The sequence below is a fragment of the Pseudomonas sp. EA_35y_Pfl2_R5 genome, from assembly GCF_963970805.1.
Taxonomy (GTDB): Bacteria; Pseudomonadota; Gammaproteobacteria; order Pseudomonadales; family Pseudomonadaceae; genus Aquipseudomonas.
Genome location: NZ_CAXAOW010000017.1, coordinates 1 through 24,440 on the forward strand (window position 1 = coordinate 1; position 24,440 = coordinate 24,440).

The 24,440-nt window shown below is 59.9% G+C and carries 21 protein-coding genes and 1 pseudogene; 12 read left to right on the top strand and 10 right to left on the bottom strand.

Annotated elements, in window-relative coordinates:
- Positions 1-112, top strand: a pseudogene (locus AACX99_RS19625) (IS1595 family transposase); the annotation flags it as partial.
- Positions 113-163: 51 nt separating this feature from the next.
- Here the strand turns inward: AACX99_RS19625 and AACX99_RS19630 are convergent.
- Complete coding sequence (locus AACX99_RS19630) at positions 164-1,021, bottom strand: GIDE domain-containing protein (protein WP_339414170.1); 858 nt, start codon at positions 1,019-1,021, stop codon at positions 164-166.
- 42 nt (positions 1,022-1,063) lie between these two features.
- Positions 1,064-1,636 (bottom strand): LemA family protein, encoded by a 573-nt coding sequence (locus AACX99_RS19635; RefSeq protein ID WP_339414114.1) that lies wholly within the window; start codon positions 1,634-1,636, stop codon positions 1,064-1,066.
- Between the two features lie 199 nt (positions 1,637-1,835).
- On the opposite strand from AACX99_RS19635, the gene AACX99_RS19640 reads away from it, so the two are divergent.
- From AACX99_RS19640 to AACX99_RS19670, 7 genes are all read left to right on the top strand, one after another.
- Positions 1,836-3,170, top strand: coding sequence for an imelysin family protein (locus AACX99_RS19640; protein ID WP_339414115.1), 1,335 nt, complete (start codon positions 1,836-1,838; stop codon positions 3,168-3,170).
- Between the two features lie 293 nt (positions 3,171-3,463).
- Positions 3,464-4,879, top strand: coding sequence for a di-heme oxidoreductase family protein (locus AACX99_RS19645; protein WP_339414116.1), 1,416 nt, complete (start codon positions 3,464-3,466; stop codon positions 4,877-4,879).
- A gap of 10 nt (positions 4,880-4,889) precedes the next feature.
- On the top strand, positions 4,890-5,951 hold the full coding sequence (locus tag AACX99_RS19650) for an imelysin family protein (protein WP_339414117.1): 1,062 nt from the start codon (positions 4,890-4,892) through the stop codon (positions 5,949-5,951).
- 9 nt (positions 5,952-5,960) lie between these two features.
- Complete coding sequence (locus AACX99_RS19655) at positions 5,961-7,070, top strand: DUF1513 domain-containing protein (protein WP_339414171.1); 1,110 nt, start codon at positions 5,961-5,963, stop codon at positions 7,068-7,070.
- A gap of 193 nt (positions 7,071-7,263) precedes the next feature.
- On the top strand, positions 7,264-8,889 hold the full coding sequence (locus tag AACX99_RS19660; protein ID WP_339414118.1) for a methyl-accepting chemotaxis protein: 1,626 nt from the start codon (positions 7,264-7,266) through the stop codon (positions 8,887-8,889).
- A gap of 190 nt (positions 8,890-9,079) precedes the next feature.
- Entirely contained in the window at positions 9,080-10,210 is a 1,131-nt protein-coding gene (locus AACX99_RS19665) for an efflux RND transporter periplasmic adaptor subunit (protein WP_339414119.1), read from the top strand.
- A 26-nt stretch (positions 10,211-10,236) separates the two neighbouring features.
- Positions 10,237-13,284, top strand: coding sequence for a multidrug efflux RND transporter permease subunit (locus AACX99_RS19670; protein ID WP_339414120.1), 3,048 nt, complete (start codon positions 10,237-10,239; stop codon positions 13,282-13,284).
- 73 nt (positions 13,285-13,357) lie between these two features.
- Here the strand turns inward: AACX99_RS19670 and AACX99_RS19675 are convergent, their stop codons facing one another.
- From AACX99_RS19675 to AACX99_RS19695, 5 genes are all read right to left on the bottom strand, one after another.
- The gene (locus tag AACX99_RS19675; RefSeq protein WP_339414121.1) at positions 13,358-13,585 is read right to left on the bottom strand and encodes a hypothetical protein; all 228 of its coding nucleotides are present in this window, start codon (positions 13,583-13,585) and stop codon (positions 13,358-13,360) included.
- Positions 13,586-14,181: 596 nt separating this feature from the next.
- Entirely contained in the window at positions 14,182-15,825 is a 1,644-nt protein-coding gene (groL, locus tag AACX99_RS19680; protein ID WP_339414122.1) for a chaperonin GroEL, read from the bottom strand.
- A 59-nt stretch (positions 15,826-15,884) separates the two neighbouring features.
- The gene (locus tag AACX99_RS19685) at positions 15,885-16,178 is read right to left on the bottom strand and encodes a co-chaperone GroES (RefSeq protein ID WP_339414123.1); all 294 of its coding nucleotides are present in this window, start codon (positions 16,176-16,178) and stop codon (positions 15,885-15,887) included.
- 249 nt (positions 16,179-16,427) lie between these two features.
- Complete coding sequence (locus AACX99_RS19690; RefSeq protein WP_339414124.1) at positions 16,428-16,877, bottom strand: FxsA family protein; 450 nt, start codon at positions 16,875-16,877, stop codon at positions 16,428-16,430.
- Positions 16,878-16,940: 63 nt separating this feature from the next.
- A complete protein-coding gene (locus AACX99_RS19695; RefSeq protein ID WP_339414125.1) occupies positions 16,941-17,672 on the bottom strand; it encodes a HugZ family pyridoxamine 5'-phosphate oxidase in 732 nt (243 codons plus the stop codon).
- A gap of 93 nt (positions 17,673-17,765) precedes the next feature.
- Here AACX99_RS19695 and AACX99_RS19700 point away from each other — a divergent pair, with 93 nt between their 5' ends.
- Positions 17,766-18,524: an SDR family oxidoreductase gene (locus AACX99_RS19700; protein WP_339414126.1), complete on the top strand. Its 759-nt coding sequence runs from the start codon at positions 17,766-17,768 to the stop codon at positions 18,522-18,524.
- 182 nt (positions 18,525-18,706) lie between these two features.
- On the opposite strand, the gene AACX99_RS19705 is transcribed toward AACX99_RS19700, so the two are convergent.
- Together AACX99_RS19705 and AACX99_RS19710 are read right to left on the bottom strand one after the other, a co-directional pair.
- Positions 18,707-19,711 carry a DUF481 domain-containing protein gene (locus AACX99_RS19705; protein WP_339414127.1) on the bottom strand — a complete coding sequence of 335 codons (1,005 nt, stop codon included), beginning with the start codon at positions 19,709-19,711 and terminating at the stop codon, positions 18,707-18,709.
- A gap of 109 nt (positions 19,712-19,820) precedes the next feature.
- A complete protein-coding gene (locus AACX99_RS19710) occupies positions 19,821-20,819 on the bottom strand; it encodes a DUF481 domain-containing protein (protein ID WP_339414128.1) in 999 nt (332 codons plus the stop codon).
- 1 nt (position 20,820) lies between these two features.
- On the opposite strand from AACX99_RS19710, the gene AACX99_RS19715 reads away from it, so the two are divergent.
- From AACX99_RS19715 to AACX99_RS19725, 3 genes are read left to right on the top strand one after another with little or no spacing between them, the layout of a single operon-like run.
- Positions 20,821-21,210 carry an MGMT family protein gene (locus AACX99_RS19715; protein WP_339414172.1) on the top strand — a complete coding sequence of 130 codons (390 nt, stop codon included), beginning with the start codon at positions 20,821-20,823 and terminating at the stop codon, positions 21,208-21,210.
- A gap of 43 nt (positions 21,211-21,253) precedes the next feature.
- Positions 21,254-22,801, top strand: coding sequence for an AmpG family muropeptide MFS transporter (locus AACX99_RS19720; protein WP_339414129.1), 1,548 nt, complete (start codon positions 21,254-21,256; stop codon positions 22,799-22,801).
- Between the two features lie 51 nt (positions 22,802-22,852).
- Positions 22,853-23,578, top strand: coding sequence for a lipopolysaccharide kinase InaA family protein (locus AACX99_RS19725; RefSeq protein WP_339414131.1), 726 nt, complete (start codon positions 22,853-22,855; stop codon positions 23,576-23,578).
- A 12-nt stretch (positions 23,579-23,590) separates the two neighbouring features.
- Here the strand turns inward: AACX99_RS19725 and AACX99_RS19730 are convergent, their stop codons facing one another.
- Positions 23,591-24,424 carry a mechanosensitive ion channel family protein gene (locus AACX99_RS19730; RefSeq protein ID WP_339414132.1) on the bottom strand — a complete coding sequence of 278 codons (834 nt, stop codon included), beginning with the start codon at positions 24,422-24,424 and terminating at the stop codon, positions 23,591-23,593.
- Positions 24,425-24,440 lie beyond the last annotated feature (16 nt).

The window sequence follows — 24,440 nt, forward strand, 5'->3', positions numbered from 1 at the left end:
GAACTACCTGGGCTGGCGCCGCATGCTTGAACGCTATCAGCAGCGTATTCAGCCCGTTCACTGTATCCAGGAGGCGGTTGGTCGGACCATGCAACACGCGATTGGGACATAGCCATAAAAAAGCCCGCCAACTGGCGGGCTTTTTTATGCACAGTGCTTTTACCTAAAAGCTGTTGATGCCGAGCAACCAGGCCACTGCCAGCGCGCCGGCCAGGCATAGCACTGCACCGCCAGCCGCCTGCCAGTAGAACTGCCGCACCAGCTCATCCTCACCAGCGCAGGAAAGAATAAACGGCTGCGCCTCACGCGGTTTAGCCAGGTGATGCTGTGCCGGCTGAGCGCTTTGCCGGCGATGCCGATCTTCTGCTTCAAGGCTGGCGGCCAATTGCACCCGCTGCCACTCACGCTCATCCAGCTGGCCATTGCCGTCGCTATCGAAACGCTGCAGCAGGCCGCCGAAGTCGCCCTTCCACTCACGAATCACTGCCCCTTGAGCGGCCGGCAGATCCAGGCCCTGGCGACCACCACCGCTGCTGCGAAAATCACCGACGGCGTACAGCGGCTGACCGGCATGTAACCGCTCCTCGGTATAGCGATAACGCCCATCATCGCTGAACAGCGCACGCCAGCCGGTTTTCGCCGCCCCCAGCGGGTGGCGCAAACTGCCTTTCCAGACTTCACGGGTTAGCGGCCGTACCTGAGCACCACGTGGGTCGATCAAGCAACTGCCGGTGCTGTCGTCCAGTTGCAGCAACGCCTCGCTGCTGCCGCTTTCCAGGGTGCGCCAGCTGCGCTTTTTACCGCTTGAGGTGTACTCCTCAATCTTGTAACGCCACCACAGGCAAGGCGTGTTAGTCAAAGGCCCCAGCAGCGGAGGCTCGGCACTGTCATGCAGCACGCCGTAGAACTCGACATAGCCCTGAGCCGCCGAACGAATCTTTGAAGTCGGCGTATCGAGCAAATGCCGCGCCTGGGAGAAACGCTGCAAGAACCACCACGCGCCACCGGCACTGAGCGCCATGCTGCAGGCCAAACCAACAACCTGTCCTTGAATATCCACGGCTTAGCCAAACAGCGATTTGAGATCGACATCGGCTTTTTCGCCTTCGCTGAACTCCAACAGCGCCGCCTCCTTGAAGGCAAAGGCACGAGCAATGATCACGTCGGGAAACTGCTCGATCCGCACGTTGTTCAGGTTGACCGCCTCGTTATACAGCTCGCGGCGGTCGGCAATGCCGTTTTCCAGGCCGCTGATGCGCTGCTGTAAGTGCTGAAAGCTTTCATTGGCCTTGAGCTCCGGATAGTTCTCCGCCAACGCGAACAGCTGGCCCAGCCCGGCGCGCAGGCCCGTCTCGGCCTTGCCCAAGGCATTCATGTCGCCCTTGGCCTGGGCATTGGAAACTGCCTGACGCGCGGCAACCACCGCCTCCAGAGTGCCGCGTTCGTGCTGCATGTATTGCTTGCAGGTTTCCACCAGCTTGGGCAATTCCTCATGACGCTGTTTGAGCATCACATCAATATTCGACCAGGCCTTGCTCACGCCATGCTTCAAACGCACCAGCGCGTTGTAAAGCATCACGGCATACGCCGCGAGCAGGACCAACAGCACAATGACAACAACACTGGTAAGGCTCATGCGGAACTCCTGAGTGGTTCTTGAAGGCAACTGTGATGGCATTTTAGCCCTATCGAATGGCCCAATCGCAGACTTTGCCCACAGCTCGCGGTGAAAAAACCGCATGACCCTTTGCGCAAAATGAAAATCTTTCGCATTATGTTTTGGTTTCTGTGCCCGCTTGCGTGGGTGCCTTCTCTCACCCGTAAAGGATTCCACCATGCTTCGTATGCCCTTGGCTTCTGCCAGCCTGCTCGCCATCGCCATCTCACTCGCCGGTTGCGGTGAAGATAAAGCGCCAGCCACCCAAGCCGCCGCACCTGCTGCCAGCAGTGTCAGCGCCCCAGCAGCGGCCACCAGCCAAGTCGATGAAGCCGCCAGCAAAGCGGTGGTCAGCCACTACGCAGATCTGGCCCTGGCCGTATTCAGCGACGCCGCCAGCACCGGCAAAGCCCTGCAAGGCGCCATTGATGCCCTGCTCGCCAACCCGAATGACAACACTCTGAAAGCTGCCCGCGAAGCGTGGTTGGCTGCCCGTGTGCCTTACATGCAGTCTGAAGTATTCCGCTTCGGCAACGCCGTGGTCGACGATTGGGAAGGCCAGCTGAACGCCTGGCCACTGGACGAAGGCCTGATCGACTACGTCGCCAAGGACTACCAGCACGCTTTGGGCAACCCAGGCGCCAGCGCCAATATCATCGCCAACACCGAACTGCAGGTCGGCGAAGACAAGCTCGACGTCACCACCATCACCCCGGAGTTGCTGGCCAACCTGAACGAATTGGGCGGTTCTGAAGCCAACGTCGCCACCGGCTACCACGCTATTGAATTCCTCCTCTGGGGTCAGGACCTGAACGGCACCAATCCAGGCGCCGGCGAGCGTCCAGCTAGCGATTTCGTAGTAGGCGAAGGCGCCACCGGTGGCAACAACGAGCGCCGCCGTGCCTTTATCAAAGCCGCCGCCGACCTGCTGATCAGCGACCTCGATGCGATGGTTGTGCAGTGGCAAGCCGGCAACGCCGACAACTACCGCGCGACGCTGGAAGCCGAATCGGCTGAAAACGGCCTGCGCAAGATGCTCTTCGGCATGGGCAGCCTGTCCCTCGGCGAACTGGCCGGCGAGCGCATGAAAGTCGCACTGGAAGCCAACTCCACCGAAGACGAGCACGACTGCTTCAGCGACAACACCCACAACTCGCACTTCTACAACGGTAAAGGTATTCGCAACGTTTACCTGGGCGAGTACAAGAAGGTCGATGGCACCACCCTGACCGGCCCAAGCCTGTCGTCGCTGGTGGCCAAGGTTGACGCCGACGCTGACAGCACCCTGAAAGCCGACCTCGAAGCCAGCGAAGCCAAGTTGCAGGCTCTGGTCGACAGCGCTAACAACGGCCAGCACTTCGATCAACTGATCGCCGCCGACAACGCCGAAGGCCAGCAGATCGTACGTGACGCCATCGCCGCGCTGGTCAAGCAGACCGGCGCAATCGAGCAGGCAGCTGGCAAACTGGGGATCAGTGATCTGAATCCGGATACCGCTGACCACAGCTTCTAACCGCGTAGGACTTGCTGCGCGTCGGCGATACGGCGTTAGAAATGGCCTCGGGCTGCTCATTTACAGCCAGTAAACTCCGCGCCCTCGGCCATTTCTGCCTTGTCTCGCTCTAGCTCGCGAAGTCCGAAGGTTAGTGCCTAATAAAGCCGCGACTCCTTAACGAAGTCGCGGCTTTTTATTGCCTGTTGTGACCTGCGACCTTTGACCACCATCGATAATGCAAATCTGTCTTATTTAAAACCTGGCGGACTGTTAAGATCGGCCGCCTGTTTTTCTGCTGCGGATGTTCTTTCATGTTTGCGCCGCATCGCATTGCGCTGCTGTTGGCCTTGAGCCTGAGCCTGGTCGCCTGCGATAAAAATCCACAGTTCACTGAGGCCGAGCCCGGCGAAGCCTTGTCTGCGGGCAGCACCACCGTGCGCAAGGCAGATCAGAACGCCTTCTCCCTGCCGTCAGCCAATCTGTCGCCCTTACGGCGCCTGGATTTCAGTGTCGGCAACAGCTTCTTTCGCAACCCCTGGGTCAGCGCACCAGCAACCACTACCGCGCGTGACGGCCTCGGCCCGTTGTTCAACACCAACGGCTGCCAGAACTGCCATATCAAGGACGGCCGCGGCCATCCGCCGGCGCCTGATGCGCAGAGCGCAGCGTCGATGCTGGTACGCCTGTCGATTCCATCGGGCAGCGAGCACGCCGAAATCATCCAACGCCTCGGCGTACTGGCCGAACCCACCTATGGCGGCCAGCTGCAGGACATGGCCAACCCGGGCGTCGCGCCCGAAGGCAAGGTGCGCGTCAGTTACAGCACACAATTGGTCAACTTTGCCGATGGTCATCAGGTCGAGCTGCGCAAGCCCAAGCTAGAAATCAGCCAGCTCGGTTACGGCGCCCTGCATCCCGACACGCTGGTCTCCGCGCGCATCGCCCCGCCGATGATTGGCCTCGGCCTGCTCGAAGCGATCCCCGAAGCGGCCATCCTGGCCAATGCCGACCCCGAGGACGGCGATGGCGATGGCATTTCCGGGCGCGCCAACCAGGTCTGGGACCGCGAGCAGCAACGCACGGTGCTCGGCCGTTTCGGCTGGAAGGCGGGCCAGCCGACGCTCAACCAGCAAAATGCCGAAGCCTTTGCCAACGATATGGGCCTGACGAGTACGCTGATTGCCCATGACAATTGCACAATGGCGCAAACCGACTGTGGCAACGCACCCCACGGCGGCGAGCCCGAGGTCAGCGACAACATCCTTGCCAGCGTGCTGTTTTACACCCGCAATCTCGGCGTGCCGGCAAGACGCGGCGCCGATACGCCGCAGGTGCTCGCCGGCAAAAACCTGTTCCACCAGACCGGCTGCCAGGGCTGCCATACCCCGCAATTCACCACCGCTGCCGATACTGCCGAGCCTGAATTGGCCAATCAGCTGATTCGCCCCTATACCGACCTCCTGCTGCACGACATGGGCGAAGGCCTGGCAGACAACCGCCCGGAATTTCTCGCCAGCGGCAGTGAGTGGCGCACCCCGCCGCTGTGGGGCATCGGCCTGACGGAAACGGTCAACGGCCATACCCAGTTCCTGCATGACGGTCGCGCGCGCAACCTGCTGGAGGCCATCCTCTGGCACGGCGGTGAGGCCGAGGCGGCCAAGCAGCAGGTGCTGACTTTCAATGCCGACGAGCGCGACGCGCTGTTGGCGTTTCTGAATTCGTTGTAAGGAGCCGCAGATGATCCGCTCACCCCTCACGCTCGCCCTGCTTAGCCTCACGCTCACTGCCTGCAGCCCAAGCAATCCGCAGCAGCAGGTCAGCCGCGCGCTTACCGATGGCGTGTTACTGCCGATTTACAGTGCCTGGAGCGAAGCTGACCGACAGCTGGCCGTCAGCGGCCAAGCTTTCTGCAGCGGACAACAGAGTCTGACCGACGCCCGCCTGGCATTCAGCAGCGCGCAAAGCGCCTGGGCCGCCGTGCAACCGGTTGCCTTCGGCCCGCTAGCCGAAGGCAACCGCGCCTGGCAGGTACAGTTCTGGCCGGACAAGAAGAACCTCGTGGCGCGTCAGGTCGAGGCGCTGGTCAACAGCAAGCCCGAGCTGACCCCAGCCGATCTGGATAAATCCAGCGTCGTGGTGCAGGGCCTGACCGCCTATGAATACCTGCTGTTCGACCCAGCCATCGACCTGGGCGTCGCCGAACAGAAAGCCCGCTACTGCCCGCTGATCGTCGCCATCGGCCAGCACCAGCAAGCGCTGGCCGCCGATGTGCTGAGACAGTGGCAAGCCAAAGACGGTATGGCCGCGCTGCTCAAGGACTTCCCCAACGCCCGCTACGCCGAAGCCCCGGAAGCAGTTGCAGAACTGCTGCGCACCCAGGTCAGCGCCCTCGACGGACTGAAGAAAAAGCTCGGCACGCCACTCGGCCGCCAGAGCAAAGGCCAGCCGCAGCCCTACCAGGCCGAAGCCTGGCGCAGCAAGGCCAGCCTGGCCAACCTCGCCGCCAGCCTGGCCAGTGCCGAACGCATCTGGCTGGGTGCCGAGCAGAATGGCATTCAAGCACTGCTCGACAGTGATCAAGACGCACTGAAACAACGTATTAATGCCGCCTACAGCGACACCCGCCAGCGCCTGGCCGCGGCCCAGCGCCCGCTCGGCGAACTGCTTAGCGACGAAGCCGGTCGTGTTGAGGTCAATGCGCTATATGACAGCCTGAATGTTTTGCATCGCCTGCATGAGTCCGAGCTGGCCAAGACCCTGGGCATCCAACTGGGCTTTAACGCCCATGACGGTGACTGAAGCATGCAGATCAATCGCCGCGCCTTTCTCGGGCTGAGCATCGCTGCTGTTGCCGCTACGGCAGCGGCCGCCGGCGCTTACGGCGGCTGGACGTTGATGCACAACAGCGCGCAGCCGCTACTGCTATCGGCGCGCAACGACAGCGCCGGCAAGCACTTCGCAGTGGGTTATAGGCTGGATGGCAGCCAGGTATTTGCCACCCAGGTCAGCGAGCGCTGCCACGATGTGATTGGCCATCCGTTTCTGCCGATGGCACTGTTTGTCGGCCGCCGCCCGAGCACCCAGAGCTACCTGATCGACACCCGTGACGGCCGCCTGCTGCAGACCCTGAATTCACCCAACCAGCGCCACTTCTATGGCCATGCGGTGTTCCATAAGGACGGCGAATGGCTGTACGCCACCGAGAACGACACCTCTGACCCCGGTCGCGGCGTACTCGGTGTCTATCGCCTGCAAGGTGAACAGTTGCTGCGCAGCAGCGAACTGTCGACCCACGGCATCGGGCCGCACCAGCTACTCTGGCTGCCAGACGGTGAAACCCTGGCGGTGGCCAACGGCGGCATCCGCACCGAGGCCGACAGCCGGGTGGAAATGAACCTTGATGCCATGCAGTCCAGCCTGGTGCTGCTGCGCCGCGACGGCAGCCTGATCAGCCAGGAGCAGCTGCCCGAACGGATGAACAGCGTGCGGCATATGGCCGTAGCCAGCGACGGCACCCTGGTCAGCGGTCAGCAATATATGGGCGAGGCCAGCGATGTGGTGCCACTGCTGGCGATCAAACGCCCCGGCCAGCCCTTCCAGCACTTCCCGGTAGCCGAGGCACAGCGCCAGTTGATGAGCCAGTACACCGCCAGCGTGGCGATCCACAGCGAGCGGCGTCTGCTAGCGTTGACCGCACCGCGCGGCAACCGGGTGTTTATCTGGGATCTGGACAGTGCCGAGCTACGCCTGGATGCGTCCCTGGCCGACTGCGCCGGCGTTGGCGCGGTAGCCGAAGGCTTTGTGGTCAGCAGTGGCGTCGGCCGTTGCCGCTTATATGACTGCCGCAGCGCCGAGATCAGCAGCCTGCCGCTACAACTCCCCGCAGGCCTGTGGGACAACCACCTGCGCCTGGCCTAGACCGCCCCACCGCTGAATCTGTAACACGCCTGCGGCACGTTAAAGAACGCTGCCGCAGAGCCGATCTATACTCCTAGCGAGCCGCTGCTTCTCGGCAATCCGGCCCAGCTGATACCAGTCGATAGGGATCTTCGCAGTTCGGGCGCGTTCAGCGTCACTGGCATCCCGCCTCCCACACTCAGGGGTATGACCCATGTTTCTGCAAAAATCCTTGCGCGCGCAAATCCTCGCCCTGCTCGGCGGCAGCCTGGCGCTGATTCTGGTCACGGCACTGGCCTGCTTCAGCTTCCTTTCCAACGGCATGCAGTCCTATCGGGGCCTACTTGAAGGACCGTTGGCGGCTTCGACGCTGATCGAATCGACCAACCTGAACTTCAAGACCCAAGTGCAGGAATGGAAGAACGTGCTGCTGCGTGGCAGCGACAAAGCCCAACTGGACAAATACTGGAGCCAGTTTGAAACGCAGGAGCGCAAGGTGCAGGACTTACTGGGCAAATTGAGCGAACTGGCCAGCGCCGACCGTGCACTGAAAACCAAGGTCGACGCGCTGCGCAGTGAGCATCAGACACTCGGCGCCAATTACCGCAAGGGCCGTGATGCTTTTGTCGCCGCCGGTGGTGACGCTGCGGTCGGCGACAAGGCAGTCTCCGGCATTGACCGCAACACCACGCAGCAGTTGGAGGCACTGTCCAGCGAACTGCATGAGCAGAGCCTGGAGCAGGCCAACCTGATCAACGCCTCGGCAGATCGCACCATTACCTTCGGCACCCTGCTGATGCTCGGCGCTACCGTGGTGATCGCGTTGTTCAGCCTATGGCTGATCAACCGCAACCTGATCAATCCAATCCGCGAGCTGATCGAGCATATTGCGCAACTTAGCCAGGGTAATTTCGGTAAGCGCGTCGACTCCACCCGCCAGGACGAGCTGGGTAATCTGGCCGTTGCCGCGAATATTCTGCGCGACTTCCTCTCCGACACCTTTACCCGCTTGAAACGCAGCACGGCGGACCTGGACATCGCCAGTGGCGAACTCAACTCCATCGCCACCCTGATGGCCCAGGGCACACGCGAACAGTTCTCGCGTACCGATCAGGTCGCCACTGCCATGCACGAAATGTCCGCCACCGCTCAGGAAGTCGCACGCCACGCTGCCGAAGCCGCCGGCGCGGCCGATGCTGCCGATAGCGCGGCGCGTCAGGGCGAAACGGTGATGCAGGCGACCATCAAAACCATTACCGATATTCGCGGCGAAATCAGCAACACCTCGGAGGTGATTCGCCGCCTGGAAGCCGATAGCGGGCGCATCGGCAAGGTACTGGAAGTAATTCGCGGCATCGCCGAGCAAACCAACCTGCTGGCGCTCAATGCCGCCATTGAGGCTGCCCGCGCCGGCGAACAAGGCCGCGGTTTTGCCGTAGTCGCGGACGAGGTGCGCACCCTGGCGCAGCGTACCGCCGAGTCCACCGCAGAAATCCACCAGATCATCGACACCGTACAAACCGGCGCGGTGAATGCGGTACGCGCCATTGAAAGCGGTCAGCAGCGCAGCGAGGAAGGCGTGACTCAGGTCACCGAGGCCGGCGCGACGCTGCAGCTGATCACCAGCGCGGTGGAAGCGATCCGCGATATGAACAGGCAGATCGCCACCGCCGCCGAAGAGCAGACCTCCGTGGCCGAAGACATCTCGCGCAACCTTACCGAGATCACCGCCATCGCCACCGCCAACCAGGAGAACGTGCAGCGCACCGAAAGCGCCGGGCAAAACCTGCAAGTCCTCTCTGGCCAACTCAACGAAGTGACCCAACGCCTGAGTGCCTGAGCAGCACAGCGCAACACACAAAATGCCAGCTTATGCTGGCATTTTGCTTAAAAAGCACTTGATCAATCAGGCAACTTTTGCACAACAACATTTTGCAAATGCGAATCTTTGACAGGCCTTGGCGCGCGGTCTAAGGTGCCCCTCTTGCCTATTCCCAGGCTATTCAACCGCCTTGCCAAGGAACCGGAATATGTTGCTCCGCCGCATGCTGATCATGCTCGGCGCAGTACTCGTCGTGGTACTCGCCCTCGCCGCCTACAAAGGCTTTTCCATCTACCAACAAGTGCAGATGTTCTCGGCACCGCAGCCCGCCATCAGCGTCGATGCCGCAACGGCAGAAGAACGCCCGTGGCAGGGTCGCCTGCCAGCCATCGGTACGCTCAAGGCTTTCCAGGGCGTTGACCTGACCGTGGAGGTCGGCGGCACCGTACAACAGGTGCTGTTCCGCTCTGGCGAGCAGGTCACCCCGCAGCAACCGCTGATTCAGATGAACAGCGACGTTGAACAGGCCAGCCTGGCCACCGCCGAAGCTGAACTGGGCCTAGCCCGCGTCGAATTCGAGCGCGGCCGCAGCCTGGTCAACCGCCAGAGCATTTCGAAAAGCGAGTTTGACCGCCTGTCCGCCAGCCTGCAAAAGGCCAACGCCAGCGTTGCTCAACTGAAAGCCATGTTGGCGAAGAAGCGCATCAATGCACCGTTTGCCGGCACCATCGGCATCCGTCAGGTCGACGTCGGGGACTACCTATCCTCGGGCACCACCATCGCCACCCTGCAGGACCTGAGCAAGCTCTACGTCGACTTCTTCCTGCCAGAACAGGCGGTGCCCAAACTGGCCATCGGCGAGCGTGTGCGTTTCAGCGTGGCGGCTTACCCGAACGAGGTGTTCGAGGGCGAAATCGTTGCGATCAACCCCAAGGTCGAAGACACCACCCGCAACGTGCAGGTGCGCGCCATGCTGGTCAACTCGGACAACAAACTGCTGCCCGGCATGTTCGCCAACCTCGAAGTGCTGCTGCCCGGCGAGCAGAACCTGATTGTCGTCCCGGAAACCGCCATCACCTACACCCTGTATGGCAACTCGGTATACGTGATCGGCGAGAAAAAAGCTGACGAAGGCCAGCCGGTCAAAGACGACAAAGGCCAGGCCGAGCTGGTAGTCGAACGCCGCTTTGTCGAAACCGGTGAGCGCCGCGACGGCCAAGTGGTGATTAACAAAGGTCTGCAGGCCGGTGAGCAGGTGGTGTCCGCCGGCCAGCTGAAGCTGGATAGCGGCGCCCACGTCAGCATCGCCAATGCCCAGGCCAAGCCGAGCGCCGAGTAAACGCGCAGGCGTAAAGGAATATATTTATGGCTTTTACTGATCCCTTTATCCGTCGCCCGGTATTGGCGACTGTGGTCAGTCTGTTGATCATCCTGCTTGGCTTCCAGGCATTCAGCAAACTGACCATCCGCCAATACCCGCAGATGGAAAACGCCCTGATCACGGTGACCACGGCCTACCCCGGGGCCAATGCCGAAACCATCCAGGGCTATATCACCCAGCCGCTGCAGCAGAGCCTGGCCAGCGCCGACGGCATCGACTACATGACCTCGGTGAGCCGGCAGAACGTGTCGATCATTTCGATCTATGCGCGTATCGGCGCGAACAGCGACCGCTTGTTCACCGAACTGCTGGCCAAGGCCAACGAGGTGAAGAACCAGCTGCCGCAGGACGCCGAAGACCCGGTGCTGAGCAAGGAGGCCGCCGACTCCACGGCGCTGATGTACATCAGCTTCTACAGCCAGGAGCTGAGCAACCCGCAGATTACCGACTACCTGTCGCGGGTGATCCAGCCCAAGCTGGCCACCCTGCCCGGCATGGCTGAGGCCGAGATTCTCGGCAATCAAGTGTTTGCCATGCGCCTGTGGCTCGACCCGGTGAAGATGGGTGCTTATGGCGTGACCGCCAGCGATGTGAATGACGCGGTGCGCAAATACAACTTCCTCGCAGCTGCGGGTGAAGTAAAAGGCGAATACGTGGTCACCAGCATCAACGCCGAAACCGACCTGAAGTCGGCCGAGGCCTTCGCTGCCATCCCGCTGAAGACCGTGGGCGACAGCCGCGTGCTGATCCGCGATGTGGCGCGGGTGGAAATGGGTGCGGAAAGCTACGACTCGATCAGCTCCTTCGATGGCACACCCTCGGTGTACATCGCCATCAAGGGCACGCCGGGGGCCAACCCGCTGGACGTGATCAAGGAAGTGCGCAAGGTTTTGCCGGACCTGGAAGCGCAGCTGCCGCCGAACCTGAAAGTCTCCATCGCCTATGACGCCACGCTGTTTATCCAGGCCTCGATCGACGAAGTGGTGAAGACCCTCGGCGAAGCAGTGCTGATCGTCATCGTGGTGGTGTTCCTGTTCCTCGGCGCGTTCCGCTCGGTGCTGATCCCGGTGATCACCATCCCGCTGTCGATGATCGGCGTGATGTTCTTTATGCAGCTGATGGGCTACTCGATCAATCTGCTAACTCTACTGGCCATGGTGTTGGCCATCGGTCTGGTGGTGGACGACGCCATCGTCGTGGTGGAGAACATCCACCGGCATATCGAGGAAGGCAAAACGCCGTTCGATGCAGCCATCGAGGGCGCGCGCGAGATCGCCGTGCCAGTGGTCTCGATGACCATCACCCTGGCGGCGGTGTACGCGCCTATCGGCTTCCTGGAAGGCCTTACCGGCGCGCTATTCAAGGAGTTCGCCCTGACCCTGGCCGGCGCGGTGATCATCTCTGGCATCGTCGCGCTGACCCTGTCGCCGATGATGTGCGCCAAGCTGCTGCGTCATGAAGAGAATCCGTCGGGCCTGGCGCACAAGCTCGATCAGATCTTCGACAAACTCAAGCAACGCTATCAGCGCGCCCTGCATGGAACCCTGGATACCCGTCCGGTGGTGCTGGTGTTTGCGGTAATCGTCATGTGCCTGATCCCGGTGCTGCTCAAGTTCACCAAAAGCGAACTGGCCCCGGAAGAAGATCAGGGCATCATCTTTATGATGGCCAGCGCACCGCAACCGACCAACCTGGAATACTTGAACAAGTACACCGATGAGTTCGTGACCATCTTCAAGGAGTTCCCCGAGTACTACTCCTCGTTCCAGATCAACGGCTTTAACGGTGTGCAGTCGGGTATCGGCGGCTTTCTGATGACGCCGTGGAACGAGCGCGAGCGCACGCAGATGGAGATTCTGCCGGAGGTACAGGGTCGCCTGTCGCAGATCGCCGGCCTGCAGATCTTCGGCTTCAACCTGCCGTCCCTGCCGGGCACCGGTGAGGGCCTGCCGTTCCAGTTTGTGATCAACACGCCTAATGACTATCAGTCACTGCTGCAGGTGGCTGAGAAGGTCAAGAAACGGGCCGTGGAGTCGGGAAAATTTGCCTTCCTCGACGTTGACCTGGCCTTCGACAAACCGGAAGTGGTGGTGGAAATCGACCGCGAGAAAGCCGCGCAAATGGGCGTGTCCATGGAAGACCTCGGTCTGACCCTGGCCAGCCTGCTCGGTGAAGGTGAAATCAACCGTTTCACCATCGATGGGCGCAGCTACAAGGTGATTGCCCAGGTCGAGCGCGCCTACCGCGACAACCCGGAGTGGCTGGGCAGCTACTACGTGAAGAGCGAAAGCGGTGCGATGCTCGCACTGTCGACCCTGGTCAAGGTCAGCGACCGCGCGCGGCCGACCCAGCTCAACCAGTTCCAGCAGCTCAACTCGGCGATCATCCAGGGCGTGCCAATCGTCAGCATGGGTGAAGCCGTCGAGACGGTGACGCAGATCATGCGGGAGGAAGCGCCAGCCGGTTACGCCTACGACTTCGCCGGTGCGTCACGCCAGTTGGTGCAGGAAGGCAACGCGCTGTACATCACTTTCGGCCTAGCCCTGGCGCTAATCTTCCTGGTGCTGGCGGCACAATTCGAGAGTTTCCGCGACCCGCTGGTGATCATGATCACGGTGCCGCTGTCGATCTGTGGCGCCTTGATTCCGCTGTTCCTTGGCCTGTCGAGCATGAACATCTACACCCAGGTGGGCCTGGTGACACTGATTGGCCTGATCACCAAACACGGCATTCTGATCGTTGAGTTCGCCAACCAGCTGCGCCGCGAGAAAGGCTTGTCACGCCGTGAGGCGGTCGAAGAAGCGGCGGCAATTCGCCTGCGTCCGGTGCTGATGACGACCGCTGCTATGGTGTTTGGCATGGTGCCGTTGATTCTGGCAACCGGCGCCGGCGCAGTGAGCCGTTTCGATATCGGGTTGGTGATCGCCACCGGGATGTCGATTGGTACGCTGTTTACCCTGTTCGTGCTGCCCTGCGTATACAGCCTGCTGGCACAACCCGACGCTCCCAACAAGCCGGCTAACGCCCACTGACAGCCTCAGCACCACATAAAAAAGCCCTGCATTGCAGGGCTTTTTTATGTGCGTCAGTAGGAATTAAAGAAGATTAACCTTGCACACCTGCCCCCTGGGAGAGGCTGAACATCAGCAGAAGCAGATCATGATCCGGGCGCACGATCTCGGCCGTTCGTTCCTGCGGCGGTAATGGGCAATAACCCAACTGCTCGTTAAGGGTAATGACCTGCGGGCTGGCCTCCTGCCAGGCAGCCGCTGCGAGCGAGACCACGCTGAGTGCGGTCACCAGGAATAAACCTCGTGCGATTTCTAGCTTCATTACTGCAACCTCTTGATAGCGCTGCCAAACGCTGTTTATAGACCCTAGATCACTGATACCGCAGTGTCGCGCTTTGCGACCAGCGGTCGTTACTGCCGGACTCTGCCGACAACTCCATCCAGATCATCCTGATCCACAAGCAAGCCATTTAGCGGCCAGGCTTCGAACTACATTCGCACCAATGGTTCCATCCTCGAACAAACCAAGGTTTGGGGCCGTATGCGTACACCTGAAGGTAACAACCCAAAAGTCACTTAATTGCCCAACTGCATCAGCGCGGTGCGACATAGAACCTGCGGCCTTAAAACAGCCGCAGGCGAAACCGTAACCGGTACAACCTCCAGCCACACGGCAAAAGCGGCATGCTAGAGCACATCCAGGTGAGGTCAAAACACGGAGGCGGCAATGCTGACCAGCAGCACAGCGCAAATTGACAGGCTCCAGTCCGGGAGCGCGCATCACACAAAGCAATTGGCGTACCGCTTTGCCGCGAGGGACTGTTATAACCGAGAAAAATGAAAACCCCGTGACAGGCACGGGGTTTTCTTTACAGCGTGCAAGCCGCCGGGCGGCGGCCTGCGAGGGGCCAGGCTGGCTTACATCATGCCGCCCATGCCACCCATGCCGCCCATGTCCGGCATACCGCCGCCAGCAGGCTTGTCTTCAGCCACTTCAGCGATCATTGCTTCGGTGGTGATCATCAGGCTGCCGATCGAAGCTGCAGCTTGCAGCGCCGAACGAGTAACCTTGGCCGGATCGAGAATACCCATCTCGATCATGTCGCCGTAGGTGTCGGTTGCGGCGTTGAAGCCGTAGTTACCCGAACCCTGCTTGACCTTGTCGACCACTACGCTTGGCTCGCCGCCAGCGTTGGAAACGATCTGACGCAGCGGTGCTTCAACAGCACGACGCAGCAGAGCGATACCCACGTCCTGATCGGCGTTGTCGCCTTTCAGCTCACTTATGGCCTGCAGAGCGCGTACCAGAGCCACGCCACCGCCAGGTACCACGCCTTCTTCAACGGCTGCGCGGGTCGCGTGCAGGGCGTCGTCAACGCGGGCTTTCTTCTCTTTCATTTCAACTTCGGTACCAGCACCGACCTTGATTACGGCAACACCGCCAGCCAGTTTGGCCAGACGCTCTTGCAGCTTCTCTTTGTCGTAGTCGGACGAGGTGTCTTCGATCTGCTTACGAATCTGCAGTACGCGCGACTCGATATCCGCTTGAACGCCTGCACCGTCGATGATGGTGGTGTTCTCTTTGCTGAGGATCACGCGCTTAGCGTTACCCAGGTGCTCCAGGGTAGCGCTTTCCAGGCTCAGGCCGATCTCTTCAGAGATCACGGTACCGCCAGTCAGCACAGCGATGTCCTGCAGCATGGCCTTGCGACGGTCACCAAAGCCTGGCGCCTTGACGGCAGCGACTTTAACGATACCGCGCATGTTGTTCACAACCAGAGTCGCCAGGGCTTCGCCTTCAACGTCTTCGGCCACGATCAGCAGCGGACGACCGGACTTGGCCACAGCTTCGAGAACTGGCAGCAGTTCGCGAATATTGGAGATCTTCTTGTCGACCAGCAGGATCGCCGGAGCGTCGAGCTCGGCAACCATGGTGTCCGGCTTGTTGATGAAGTACGGGGACAGGTAACCACGGTCGAACTGCATGCCTTCAACAACCGACAGTTCGTTTTCCAGGCCCGAGCCTTCTTCAACGGTGATAACGCCTTCTTTACCGACTTTTTCCATGGCTTCGGCAATGATTTCGCCGATGGAGCTGTCGGAGTTAGCGGAGATCGAACCGACCTGAGCGATTGCTTTGGTGTCAGCGCATGGCTTGGACAGCTTCTTCAGCTCAGCAACGATGGCGATGGTCGCCTTGTCGATACCACGCTTCAGGTCCATCGGGTTCATGCCAGCAGCGACGGCTTTCAGGCCTTCGTTGACAATGGCTTGAGCCAGAACGGTGGCGGTGGTGGTGCCGTCGCCAGCGTCATCGTTGGCACGGGAAGCAACGTCTTTAACCAGCTGCGCGCCCATGTTCTCGAAGCGATCTTTCAGCTCGATTTCTTTGGCAACGGAAACGCCGTCCTTGGTGATGGTCGGAGCGCCGTAGCTCTTCTCGATGATCACGTTGCGGCCTTTCGGGCCGAGGGTGGCTTTTACTGCGTCAGCCAGAACGTTGACACCGGTGAGCATTTTCTTGCGGGCGGAATCGCCGAATTTAACTTCTTTAGCAGCCATGATGGTTATTCCTTGATTCGTTCAAATAGAGCGGAATTCGTAGCGACGAGGCGCTGAAATCAACCTTCAATTACAGCGAGAATTTCGCTCTCGCTCATTACCAGCAGGTCTTCGCCGTCAACTTTGATGGTGTTGCTGCCGGAGTAAGGGCCAAACACCACTTTGTCGCCGACTTTAACGGCCAGGGCACGCACTTCACCGTTGTCCAGCACGCGGCCAGTACCGACAGCGAGGATTTCACCGCTGTTGGCTTTTTCGGCAGCGGAACCTGGCAGCACGATGCCGCCTGCGGTTTTCTTTTCTTCTTCGCTGCGACGAATTACGACGCGGTCATGCAGAGGACGAAGCTTCATTGTCGATCTCTCCCAATAGGTGGTTTGTCGACCGGTGCAGTCACCGGTGGGTTAGCAAAGTCCGGCGGGGCCGGTAGCGCTGCGCCAGGCGTAGCGCTGAAGTCTGATCTGTCTGAATGACAGAAAACCTTGCGGTGTCCGCTACATAAGGGCGTACAAGGGGATTTCAAGGGCGACTGGCGATTTTTTTATTCATTCGCCGGTCCGGCAGATCGGTCTGCTGGCAAGCCGCAACACGGCCAAGCGGACTCAGTCGCGGCGCTCATACTCGCCTTCCAGCACCTGTGGGCGGGTCTGCCCGGAACGGGCGGCCTGGTCGTCATAGAAGGCCCGCTGACGCATGGCTTGCTCGGCGGCACGCAGACGCACCTTGTTGACCAGCAAACGGCGGGTAAAGGGAATGAGGCAGAACACGCCGAAGATGTCGCTGATAAAGCCCGGCAGCAGCAACAGACCACCCCCAACGGCAATCAGCAGGCCTTCGAGCATTTCCTGCTCGGGCAGCTCACCGCGCGCCAGCTTTTCACGCGCACGCCAGGCCGTAGCGACACCCGCAACGCGCAGCAGCACGCTGCCAAGAATCGCCGAGCCAATAACCAGCAACAGGGTCGGCAAAACGCCGATAGCACTGCCAACCTGAATCAGCAGGGCCAATTCAATAAACGGGAACAGCAAAAACAGAAAAAGAAAAGCGCGCATCAAAGATTCCTTAACGGAAGATCAGCTTCCAGTAAGTGTGAAGTATGGGGCGTTAGGCTGAATTCAAGCTGAAGCCTGACCACCGGTAGGCCAACCGTCAGCGCGAGCCAATGCTACCAGGGCCTGGCGCACCTCCAACGGACTGTTACAGGATGTTGGAAAAGCCAGCCAATACAGCCCCTGACCAATGCGCAGATGGAAACCTTCGCTGTCGAGGCCGACCAGCTCGGCCGGCGCATGGTTGGGCAAGCCGGCCAGCTCGACATAATGGGCGATGGCGTTGGCATGGTCGCTGTTCATATGTTCGAGCATGCTGATTTCACTGTCGCCAGCAAAGGGGTTGGTCAGGGCCACCTGATCCAGCCAGTGAATCGCGCCAAAACCGCCGATATAACGCCAGCGCACCGGCCCCAGGCGCCAGAAGTCGAAGTCATGGGCCTGATGATAACCGCGCGAATCAGGGAAATAGCGGTAATAACGCAGCGCCGCCGCAGCAATCTGCCCCTCGTCATCCAATTGTCGCGCGTGCGCGAGCAAAGTAAGGCGGCCGACCGCCTGCACATCCTCCGCCCCACGCTCGCCTACCAACATCGAGCATTTGCCGTCCTGCTTGAGGTTATGGGTGTGCTGAGCGATGCGACTGATCAGAATCAGCGGATAACCGTCAGCATCCAGGCAATAGGGCACCACTGATCCGAAAGGGAAACCCGGCATGGCCTTGGAATGGGTGCTGAGCACGCCCCGGTATTCCTTGAGCAGCAATTCTCGGGCATGCTTGCCGGCTTTCACGCTCACCTTATGACTCCTTGCATAGAATCCGTCACAGAACGGGAGGCGCCTAGATTAACCGCCGGCAAGGCCACACGACACCATTTGAGGGGACACGCGATGCAACTTAAAGACAAGGTCATCATCATCACCGGCGGCTGCCAGGGCCTGGGCCGCGCCATGGCTGAATATCTGGCAGACAAAGGCGCCAAGCTGGCACTGGTCGACCTGAACCAGGAAAAACTCGACGAAGCCGTCGCTGCCTGCAAGGCCATGGGCGTGGAAGCCCGCGCTTATCTGTGCAACGTCGCCAATGAAGAACAAGTGACCCAGACCGTGGCGCAGATTGCCGAAGACTTCGGCGAGATCAATGGCCTGGTCAACAACGCCGGCATCCTGCGTGACGGCCTGACCATCAAGGTCAAGGACGGCGAAATCACCAAGCTGAGCCTGGCCCAGTGGCAGTCGGTAATCGACGTCAACCTCACCGGCGTATTCCTCTGCACCCGCGAAGTGGCGGCGAAGATGATCGAGCTGAAGAGCGAAGGCGCGATCATCAACATCTCCTCGATCTCCCGCGCCGGCAACATCGGTCAAGCCAACTACTCCGCCGCCAAGGCTGGCGTAGCGGCTGACACCGTGGTCTGGGCAAAAGAGCTGGCGCGTTACGGCATCCGTGTAGCCGGCGTAGCACCGGGCTTTATCGAAACCGAAATGGTCGCCAGCATGAAGCCGGAAGCGCTGGAGCGCATGACCTCGGTCATCCCACTGCGCCGTATGGGCAAACCGGCCGAGATCGCTCACTCAGTGGCTTACATCCTGGAAAACGACTATTACACCGGTCGTATCTTGGAGCTGGACGGCGGCCTGCGGTTGTAATCCGCACCGATCTGCTGCGCGTCGGCTATCCTGCGTTGAAAACGACCTCAGGCTGCTCATTTACAACCCGTAAACTCCGCGCCCTCGGTCGTTTTCGCCTTGCCTGGCTCTAGCTCGCTAGATCTAGAATGCTGAAAACAAAAAACCCCGCAAACGCGGGGCTTTTTTATGCGGCTAAGACCTTACCAACCGACGCCAAAACCCAGGCTGTAGCGGGTTTCATCCATCTCGCCTTCCGAGCCGCTGACCAGATCCTTCTCGGCCTTCATGTTCAGCGACGCCCAGTCGGTCAGCTTGTAACGCAGGCCCACAGCGGCGTCCAGGGTGTAGTCAGCCGCGTTGGCCAGCGGCTTACCCACTTCACCATCACTGAACAGTTCGACACTCTTACCAATCAAGTAGCGGTTGTAGTCCCACTTCATGCTCACGGCATAGAAGTTGTCGTTCAGGCCATTGGCATATTCGTAGTCAGTGCGGTTGAGCAGCCCCGCCACTGAGAAGGCACCCAGCTCGTTATCCCAGAACTGATAACCCGGACCGGTACCCACGGTGCGCTGACGGCGCAGGTCTTCAATCTTGTCACGCTTGTATTCCAGGCGCCCCTGCCAGAACCAATGCTCGGTCAGAAAACGGTCGAGGGCATATTCCACGCCCCAGTTATCCGTAGTAACCAAGTCATCTTGGAATTCGCGGTTGTAATCGGCTTGCGCGTTGTGTCGCCATAAACCATGGCGGGCCTGGGTTTTGAGGCTGACGTCATAGTCGTCGGTGTCACGCTCGGCACGCTTATAGTCCAATGATGCATCGACGTTGCCTTTCCAGACAAAATCCTCAACCAATGGCTTAGGTTTGAGAATCTGTTTGATGCTGGCCAGTTCGACCGTCTTGGGCGCATCACCATTAGCCAGGATTACCTTACCCGGATCGGCCGGCTGCAGGGATTTGGCGCGCTCGCCCGCAATTGCGCTCTCCTTGACCAACAGCTCCTGATCGCTTTCCAAGGTCGCAATCTTGCTCCAATCAAGGGCAATCGCACCGCCGTAGTCGGTCTCCAGCAACAGTTTGCCGCCATCATAGAATTTGATCTTGCCGGTCAGGCGGTCACCGTTCTTCAGCCAGACGGTATCCGCCAGCGCGGAGGTGGCAGCCACTGAAAGGGCCAGGCATAGCAGAGTTCTGGAAAACATAGGGATAGCTTGTCTACTTCGGATTCGCGAAAGGTCGCGCATTATCCGTAAGCACGACGCCAGAGCAAGCAGTGACCGACAGAATCAACGCGAGTTCACCCTATTCAACCTACCAACCGACGCCAACACCCAACAAATAACGCCGCTCGCTGCTGGTTTGCCCAAGCCCGCGCGCCTGATCCAGTTCATACAGCAGCGACAGCCGTGCCCAGTCCGTCAGCCGATAACGCAGGCCCATTTCACTGTCGAGCACATAGTCAATCTCCTCTATCATCGGCATTTGCAACTCGGCCGTGCTGTAAAATTCCAGCCGCGTGCCCCAAAGCAGGCGCTTGTAATCCCAAGAAACCGAGTAAGTATTGAACGCTCGCTCATCATCACTGGATTTCAACTGCAGGCGATTGAACTGACCAATCACATCCAACCGGCCCAACTCGTTGTCCCAAAAGCGATAGCCCGGTCCGGTACCCAGCGAGCGCTGACGGGTAAAAAAGGCGAACTCATCCTCGTCCTGCTCGGCACCGACGCGCCAGAACCAGTGATCCGTAATAAAGCGGTCAAGGTCATATTCCAGCTGCCAGTTGTCGGCAGTCTTCGCGTCATTTTTGACCTTGCGCTCCAGCTCGCCGCCCAACACGTGGCGCCAGCGACCGTGCTCCATACGCGTATTGCCTTTGAGCTTCCACTCATCGGTGTGGTTGTCATCACGTTTCATATCCAGCTTGGCGTCCAGATTGCCTTCCCAGAAACGGTCCTGCAGCACCGGGCGCGGCGGAATCAGGCGCTTGATGCTGGAGAGCGGCACGGTCTGCGTGCTGTCATTGACCACCCGCACCATGCCCTTGCCGGCCGCTTCCAGCTGGTTGCTGTGCTCGCTGTCGAGGCCTTGGCGGCGCATCAGCAAGGGTTTCTCCGAACGCAGGGTGTCGATATCCTTCCAAGCAATCACCACCTGGCCGGCGTACTTGGTTTTCAAGGCCAGTTTGCCGCCATCAAGCAGAACTATCTCGCCGCTCAGGCGGTCACCATTGTTCAACCACACCGTGTCCGCCCATGCAGGCACGGCTAGAGCAAGAACCAGAGAACACAGCAGAGTGCGTAGCAGCATGATGGAAGCGCCAAAGAGCCAGCCAGAAGAGGTAGCGAAGCATGCCGCGCCGGTCCAACCGACAGCAAGCCAGCTTGAGCGGCGCACGGCACTTTATGGCGTATTAGCTCAAGTACCGACGGGCAGCGTGGTGAGCTATGGCCAGTTGGCCGCATATGCAGGCCTGGGCCGCGCAGCGCGCTGGGTAGGGCGTACCCTCAGTCAGTTACCGGACGGCAGCACTCTGCCCTGGCACCGGGTAATTGCCGCAGGCGGTCGCCTCAGTTTGCCTGCGGGCAGCCTCTCCGGCGCAGAGCAACGCAACCGTCTACGTGACGAAGGCGTGCAAATCCATAACGATCGGGTGGATATAGCCCGCTATGGCTGGCGCCCAATGGAGCACAGCGGGTAGAGTGCGCCCTTTATTAGGTCAAAATCAGGCTGATACCCCTTCAATGCCCCGTAAAAGCTGGCGTGACGCCATTGCTGCCTACTCCAGCCCCTCAACTTTGGTGCTGCTGCTTCTAGGGTTCGCCGCTGGCCTGCCCTATATGTTGGTGTTCTCCACCCTTTCTGTCTGGCTGCGCGAAGCCGGCGTGGCCCGCGACACCATTGGTTTTGCCAGCCTGATCGGCTTGGCATACGCCTTCAAATGGGTCTGGTCGCCGCTACTCGACCAATGGCGCCTGCCATTGCTGGGCAAACTGGGTCGCCGACGCTCCTGGTTGGTGCTGTCGCAGATTCTGATCGCCATTGGCTTGGCAGGAATGGCCCTGTGCGACCCGCAAACCCACCTGACTTGGCTGATTTCCCTGGCCGTGCTGGTGGCCTTCGCCTCGGCCACCCAGGACATCGCCGTCGACGCCTACCGCTTGGAAATCGTCGACGACACCCGCCAGGCAGCACTGGCCGCGAGCTATATGGCCGGTTACCGCGTCGCAGCCCTCCTGGCTACCGCCGGCGCGCTGTATTTCGCCGAAGGCTTTGGTTCTACGGCCCTGCTCTATCAGCACGGCGCCTGGGCCGGTACCTACCTGCTATTTGCTCTGCTGATGCTGCCCGGTCTGCTGACCAGCCTGTGGATGCGCGAACCGGATGTACCGCTGCGTACCCAGCTGGACGCTGCGCGTTATGGTTTCAGCCATCAAATTGTGTCGGTATTGGTACTGATTGTGTTGCTGGTCTCAGTGCCCGCGATGTTTACCCAGCTCTATCACACCGACTTCGCCAGCCTGGTAAACGGCGAAGCAAGCCTGCTTGACCTATTGCTGGAAGACCGCGCCTTCCTGCGCGCCCTGCTCTACACCATTCTCACTAGCCTGTGCCTCTCCACCATGGGCCGCCGCGGCTTGGCGCCGGTACTGACTCCGGTTAACGACTTTATCGTGCGTTACCGCTGGCAGGCCTTCCTGCTGCTGGGGCTGATCGCCACCTATCGCATGTCGGACACTGTGATGGGCGTGATGGCCAACGTGTTCTATATCGACCAGGGCTTTACCAAGGATCAGATCGCCAGTGTCAGTAAGCTGTTCGGCCTGGTGATGACCTTGATTGGCGCAGGCTTTGGCGGCCTGCTGATTGTGCGTTTCGGCATTATGCCGATCCTGTTTATCGGCGGCGCCGCCTCGGCCGCGACCAACCTGCTGTTCCTTATGCTCACTGGCATGGGCGCAGACCTGCAGATGCTGATCGTGACCATTTCCGCCGACAACTTCAGCGCAGGCCTGGCCACCGCCGCATTTGTTGCCTACCTGTCGAGCCTGACCAACCTGAAGTTCTCCGCTACCCAGTACGCCCTGCTCAGCTCCATCATGCTGCTGCTGCCGCGGCTGATCGGCGGTTACTCTGGGGTGATGGTGGAAAATTACGGTTACGCCCAGTTCTTTCTGATCACCGCTTTGCTGGGCATTCCGACGCTGATCCTGATCCTTCTGCAATGGCGGCGCGAGCGGCCTCTGGCGAACGATGTCACCTCGGCAAGTACCGCCCAGCAGCCTGACTGAACAAACTGGCAAGAGTCTTGCTCCATTGTGATATTCACAAAAGGGCAGACCATGACCGTAGCATTCAGTAACGTCAGCAGTTTCTTTAGCCCGGCCAGCCTCGATAGCTGGTGGCAGATCCAGGGCGAATGGGTCGAAGAGCCCAATGATCGTCGCGGCGGACAGAGTGGCGTGCAACGCATCTGGAAGGACGACACGCTGCTCTATGCCAAGCGTCAAACGGGGCATATCCACCGCAGCCTGCTTCACCCTTTTGGCCGCCCCACCGTGCTGCGCGAGCGAGATGCACTGCTCGGTGCCCGCAAAGCGGGCGTAACCGTCCCGGAAATTGTCTATTGCGCCGCCGAGCACAACCCCCAGGGCTGGCGCGCGCTGCTAGTGACCAAGGCACTGGAAGGCTTTCAGCCCCTTGATGACTGGTACGCAGGTAACGGCCGCGAGCAGTACGGCGAAACCCTGCATCAGCAACTGCTGCAGAAAGTGGCGCAAAGCCTGGCCAGCCTGCATAGCGCACGCTGGCAACATGGCTGCATCTATATCAAACATATTTTTGTGCGCGTCAGCGGTGAAGGTCAGGCGCTGACTTGCGAGGTGGCATTGCTCGACTTGGAGAAATGCCGCAGGCGCCTCACCAGCAAGCAGGCCGCTTTGCACGACATGCTGCAGTTGCGGCGCCACTCCCCCTGGGATCAGGCCGATTGGCAAAGCCTGATCGGCCACTACCAGCAAGCGCTTGGCCGAACGTTTAAAACGCTCTACAACGCCACTCGCCGCTAATCCTGCGCGCCCTCACGCAGAGGGCTGCTGTACCAAGTGCACCACCCGCTGCGGGAATGGAATACCAATGCCCGCCTCAGTCAGGCGCTCTTTTGCCTGCTCAGTGAAGGTAAACGTTACTGGCCAAAAGTCCGGCGTCGATACCCACACGCGCAGTGACAAATTGACCGCACTGTCACCCAGCCCGGTCACAAACACCACCGGCTCTGGGTCACGGTGTACACGCGGATCCTGGGCGATAGCCAACAGCACGTCGCGGGCCTGCTTGATATCACTGGAGTAGTCGATACCCACATTGATATCGGCCCGCCGCTTGGGCTCACGCGAGTAGTTGGTGATATGGCCATTCGACAGATTGCCGTTGGGTACGATCACCACTTTGTTATCTGCAGTCTTCAGCGTGGTGTGGAAAATCTGAATACTGTCGACACTGCCGGAAACACCTTGAGCTTCAATCCAATCACCGGCACGAAATGGACGAAACAGCATGATCAGCACGCCACCGGCAAAATTTGCCAGGCTGCCTTGCAGTGCCAGACCAATCGCCAAGCCAGCGGCACCGATTACCGCGATAAAGGAAGTGGTCTCAACCCCGATCATCGAGGCCACACTCACCAACAACAAAACTTTCAGCACGATGCTGACTAGGCTACAGATAAAACTACCCAACGCCCGGTCGACCTGACGCATATTGAGCAAACGGCTAATGCTATTGATGAGTTTTCCTACCAGCCACCAACCGATCAGCAACGTGACCAAAGCCAGTGTCAGTTTGCCACTGTACTCAAGCACGACAGGCAACCAGGCCTCTGACATTTTCACCAGTTGTTCAACATTCATATCCATCTGTAAATCCTATTTG

Excerpts from the sequence above, each read along its gene's own strand:
- groL (WP_339414122.1), bottom strand. The coding sequence starts at position 15,825 with ATGGCTGCTAAAGAAGTTAAATTCGGCGATTCCGCCCGCAAGAAAATG.
- AACX99_RS19660 (WP_339414118.1), top strand. The coding sequence starts at position 7,264 with ATGTTTCTGCAAAAATCCTTGCGCGCGCAAATCCTCGCCCTGCTCGGC.
- AACX99_RS19670 (WP_339414120.1), top strand. The coding sequence starts at position 10,237 with ATGGCTTTTACTGATCCCTTTATCCGTCGCCCGGTATTGGCGACTGTG.
- AACX99_RS19685 (WP_339414123.1), bottom strand. The coding sequence starts at position 16,178 with ATGAAGCTTCGTCCTCTGCATGACCGCGTCGTAATTCGTCGCAGCGAA.
- AACX99_RS19650 (WP_339414117.1), top strand. The coding sequence starts at position 4,890 with ATGATCCGCTCACCCCTCACGCTCGCCCTGCTTAGCCTCACGCTCACT.
- AACX99_RS19700 (WP_339414126.1), top strand. The coding sequence starts at position 17,766 with ATGCAACTTAAAGACAAGGTCATCATCATCACCGGCGGCTGCCAGGGC.
- AACX99_RS19715 (WP_339414172.1), top strand. The coding sequence starts at position 20,821 with ATGGAAGCGCCAAAGAGCCAGCCAGAAGAGGTAGCGAAGCATGCCGCG.
- AACX99_RS19730 (WP_339414132.1), bottom strand. The coding sequence starts at position 24,424 with ATGGATATGAATGTTGAACAACTGGTGAAAATGTCAGAGGCCTGGTTG.
- AACX99_RS19675 (WP_339414121.1), bottom strand. The coding sequence starts at position 13,585 with ATGAAGCTAGAAATCGCACGAGGTTTATTCCTGGTGACCGCACTCAGC.
- AACX99_RS19725 (WP_339414131.1), top strand. The coding sequence starts at position 22,853 with ATGACCGTAGCATTCAGTAACGTCAGCAGTTTCTTTAGCCCGGCCAGC.
- AACX99_RS19720 (WP_339414129.1), top strand. The coding sequence starts at position 21,254 with ATGCCCCGTAAAAGCTGGCGTGACGCCATTGCTGCCTACTCCAGCCCC.
- AACX99_RS19665 (WP_339414119.1), top strand. The coding sequence starts at position 9,080 with ATGTTGCTCCGCCGCATGCTGATCATGCTCGGCGCAGTACTCGTCGTG.
- AACX99_RS19710 (WP_339414128.1), bottom strand. The coding sequence starts at position 20,819 with ATGCTGCTACGCACTCTGCTGTGTTCTCTGGTTCTTGCTCTAGCCGTG.
- AACX99_RS19640 (WP_339414115.1), top strand. The coding sequence starts at position 1,836 with ATGCTTCGTATGCCCTTGGCTTCTGCCAGCCTGCTCGCCATCGCCATC.
- AACX99_RS19630 (WP_339414170.1), bottom strand. The coding sequence starts at position 1,021 with ATGGCGCTCAGTGCCGGTGGCGCGTGGTGGTTCTTGCAGCGTTTCTCC.
- AACX99_RS19705 (WP_339414127.1), bottom strand. The coding sequence starts at position 19,711 with ATGTTTTCCAGAACTCTGCTATGCCTGGCCCTTTCAGTGGCTGCCACC.
- AACX99_RS19645 (WP_339414116.1), top strand. The coding sequence starts at position 3,464 with ATGTTTGCGCCGCATCGCATTGCGCTGCTGTTGGCCTTGAGCCTGAGC.
- AACX99_RS19635 (WP_339414114.1), bottom strand. The coding sequence starts at position 1,636 with ATGAGCCTTACCAGTGTTGTTGTCATTGTGCTGTTGGTCCTGCTCGCG.
- AACX99_RS19690 (WP_339414124.1), bottom strand. The coding sequence starts at position 16,877 with ATGCGCGCTTTTCTTTTTCTGTTTTTGCTGTTCCCGTTTATTGAATTG.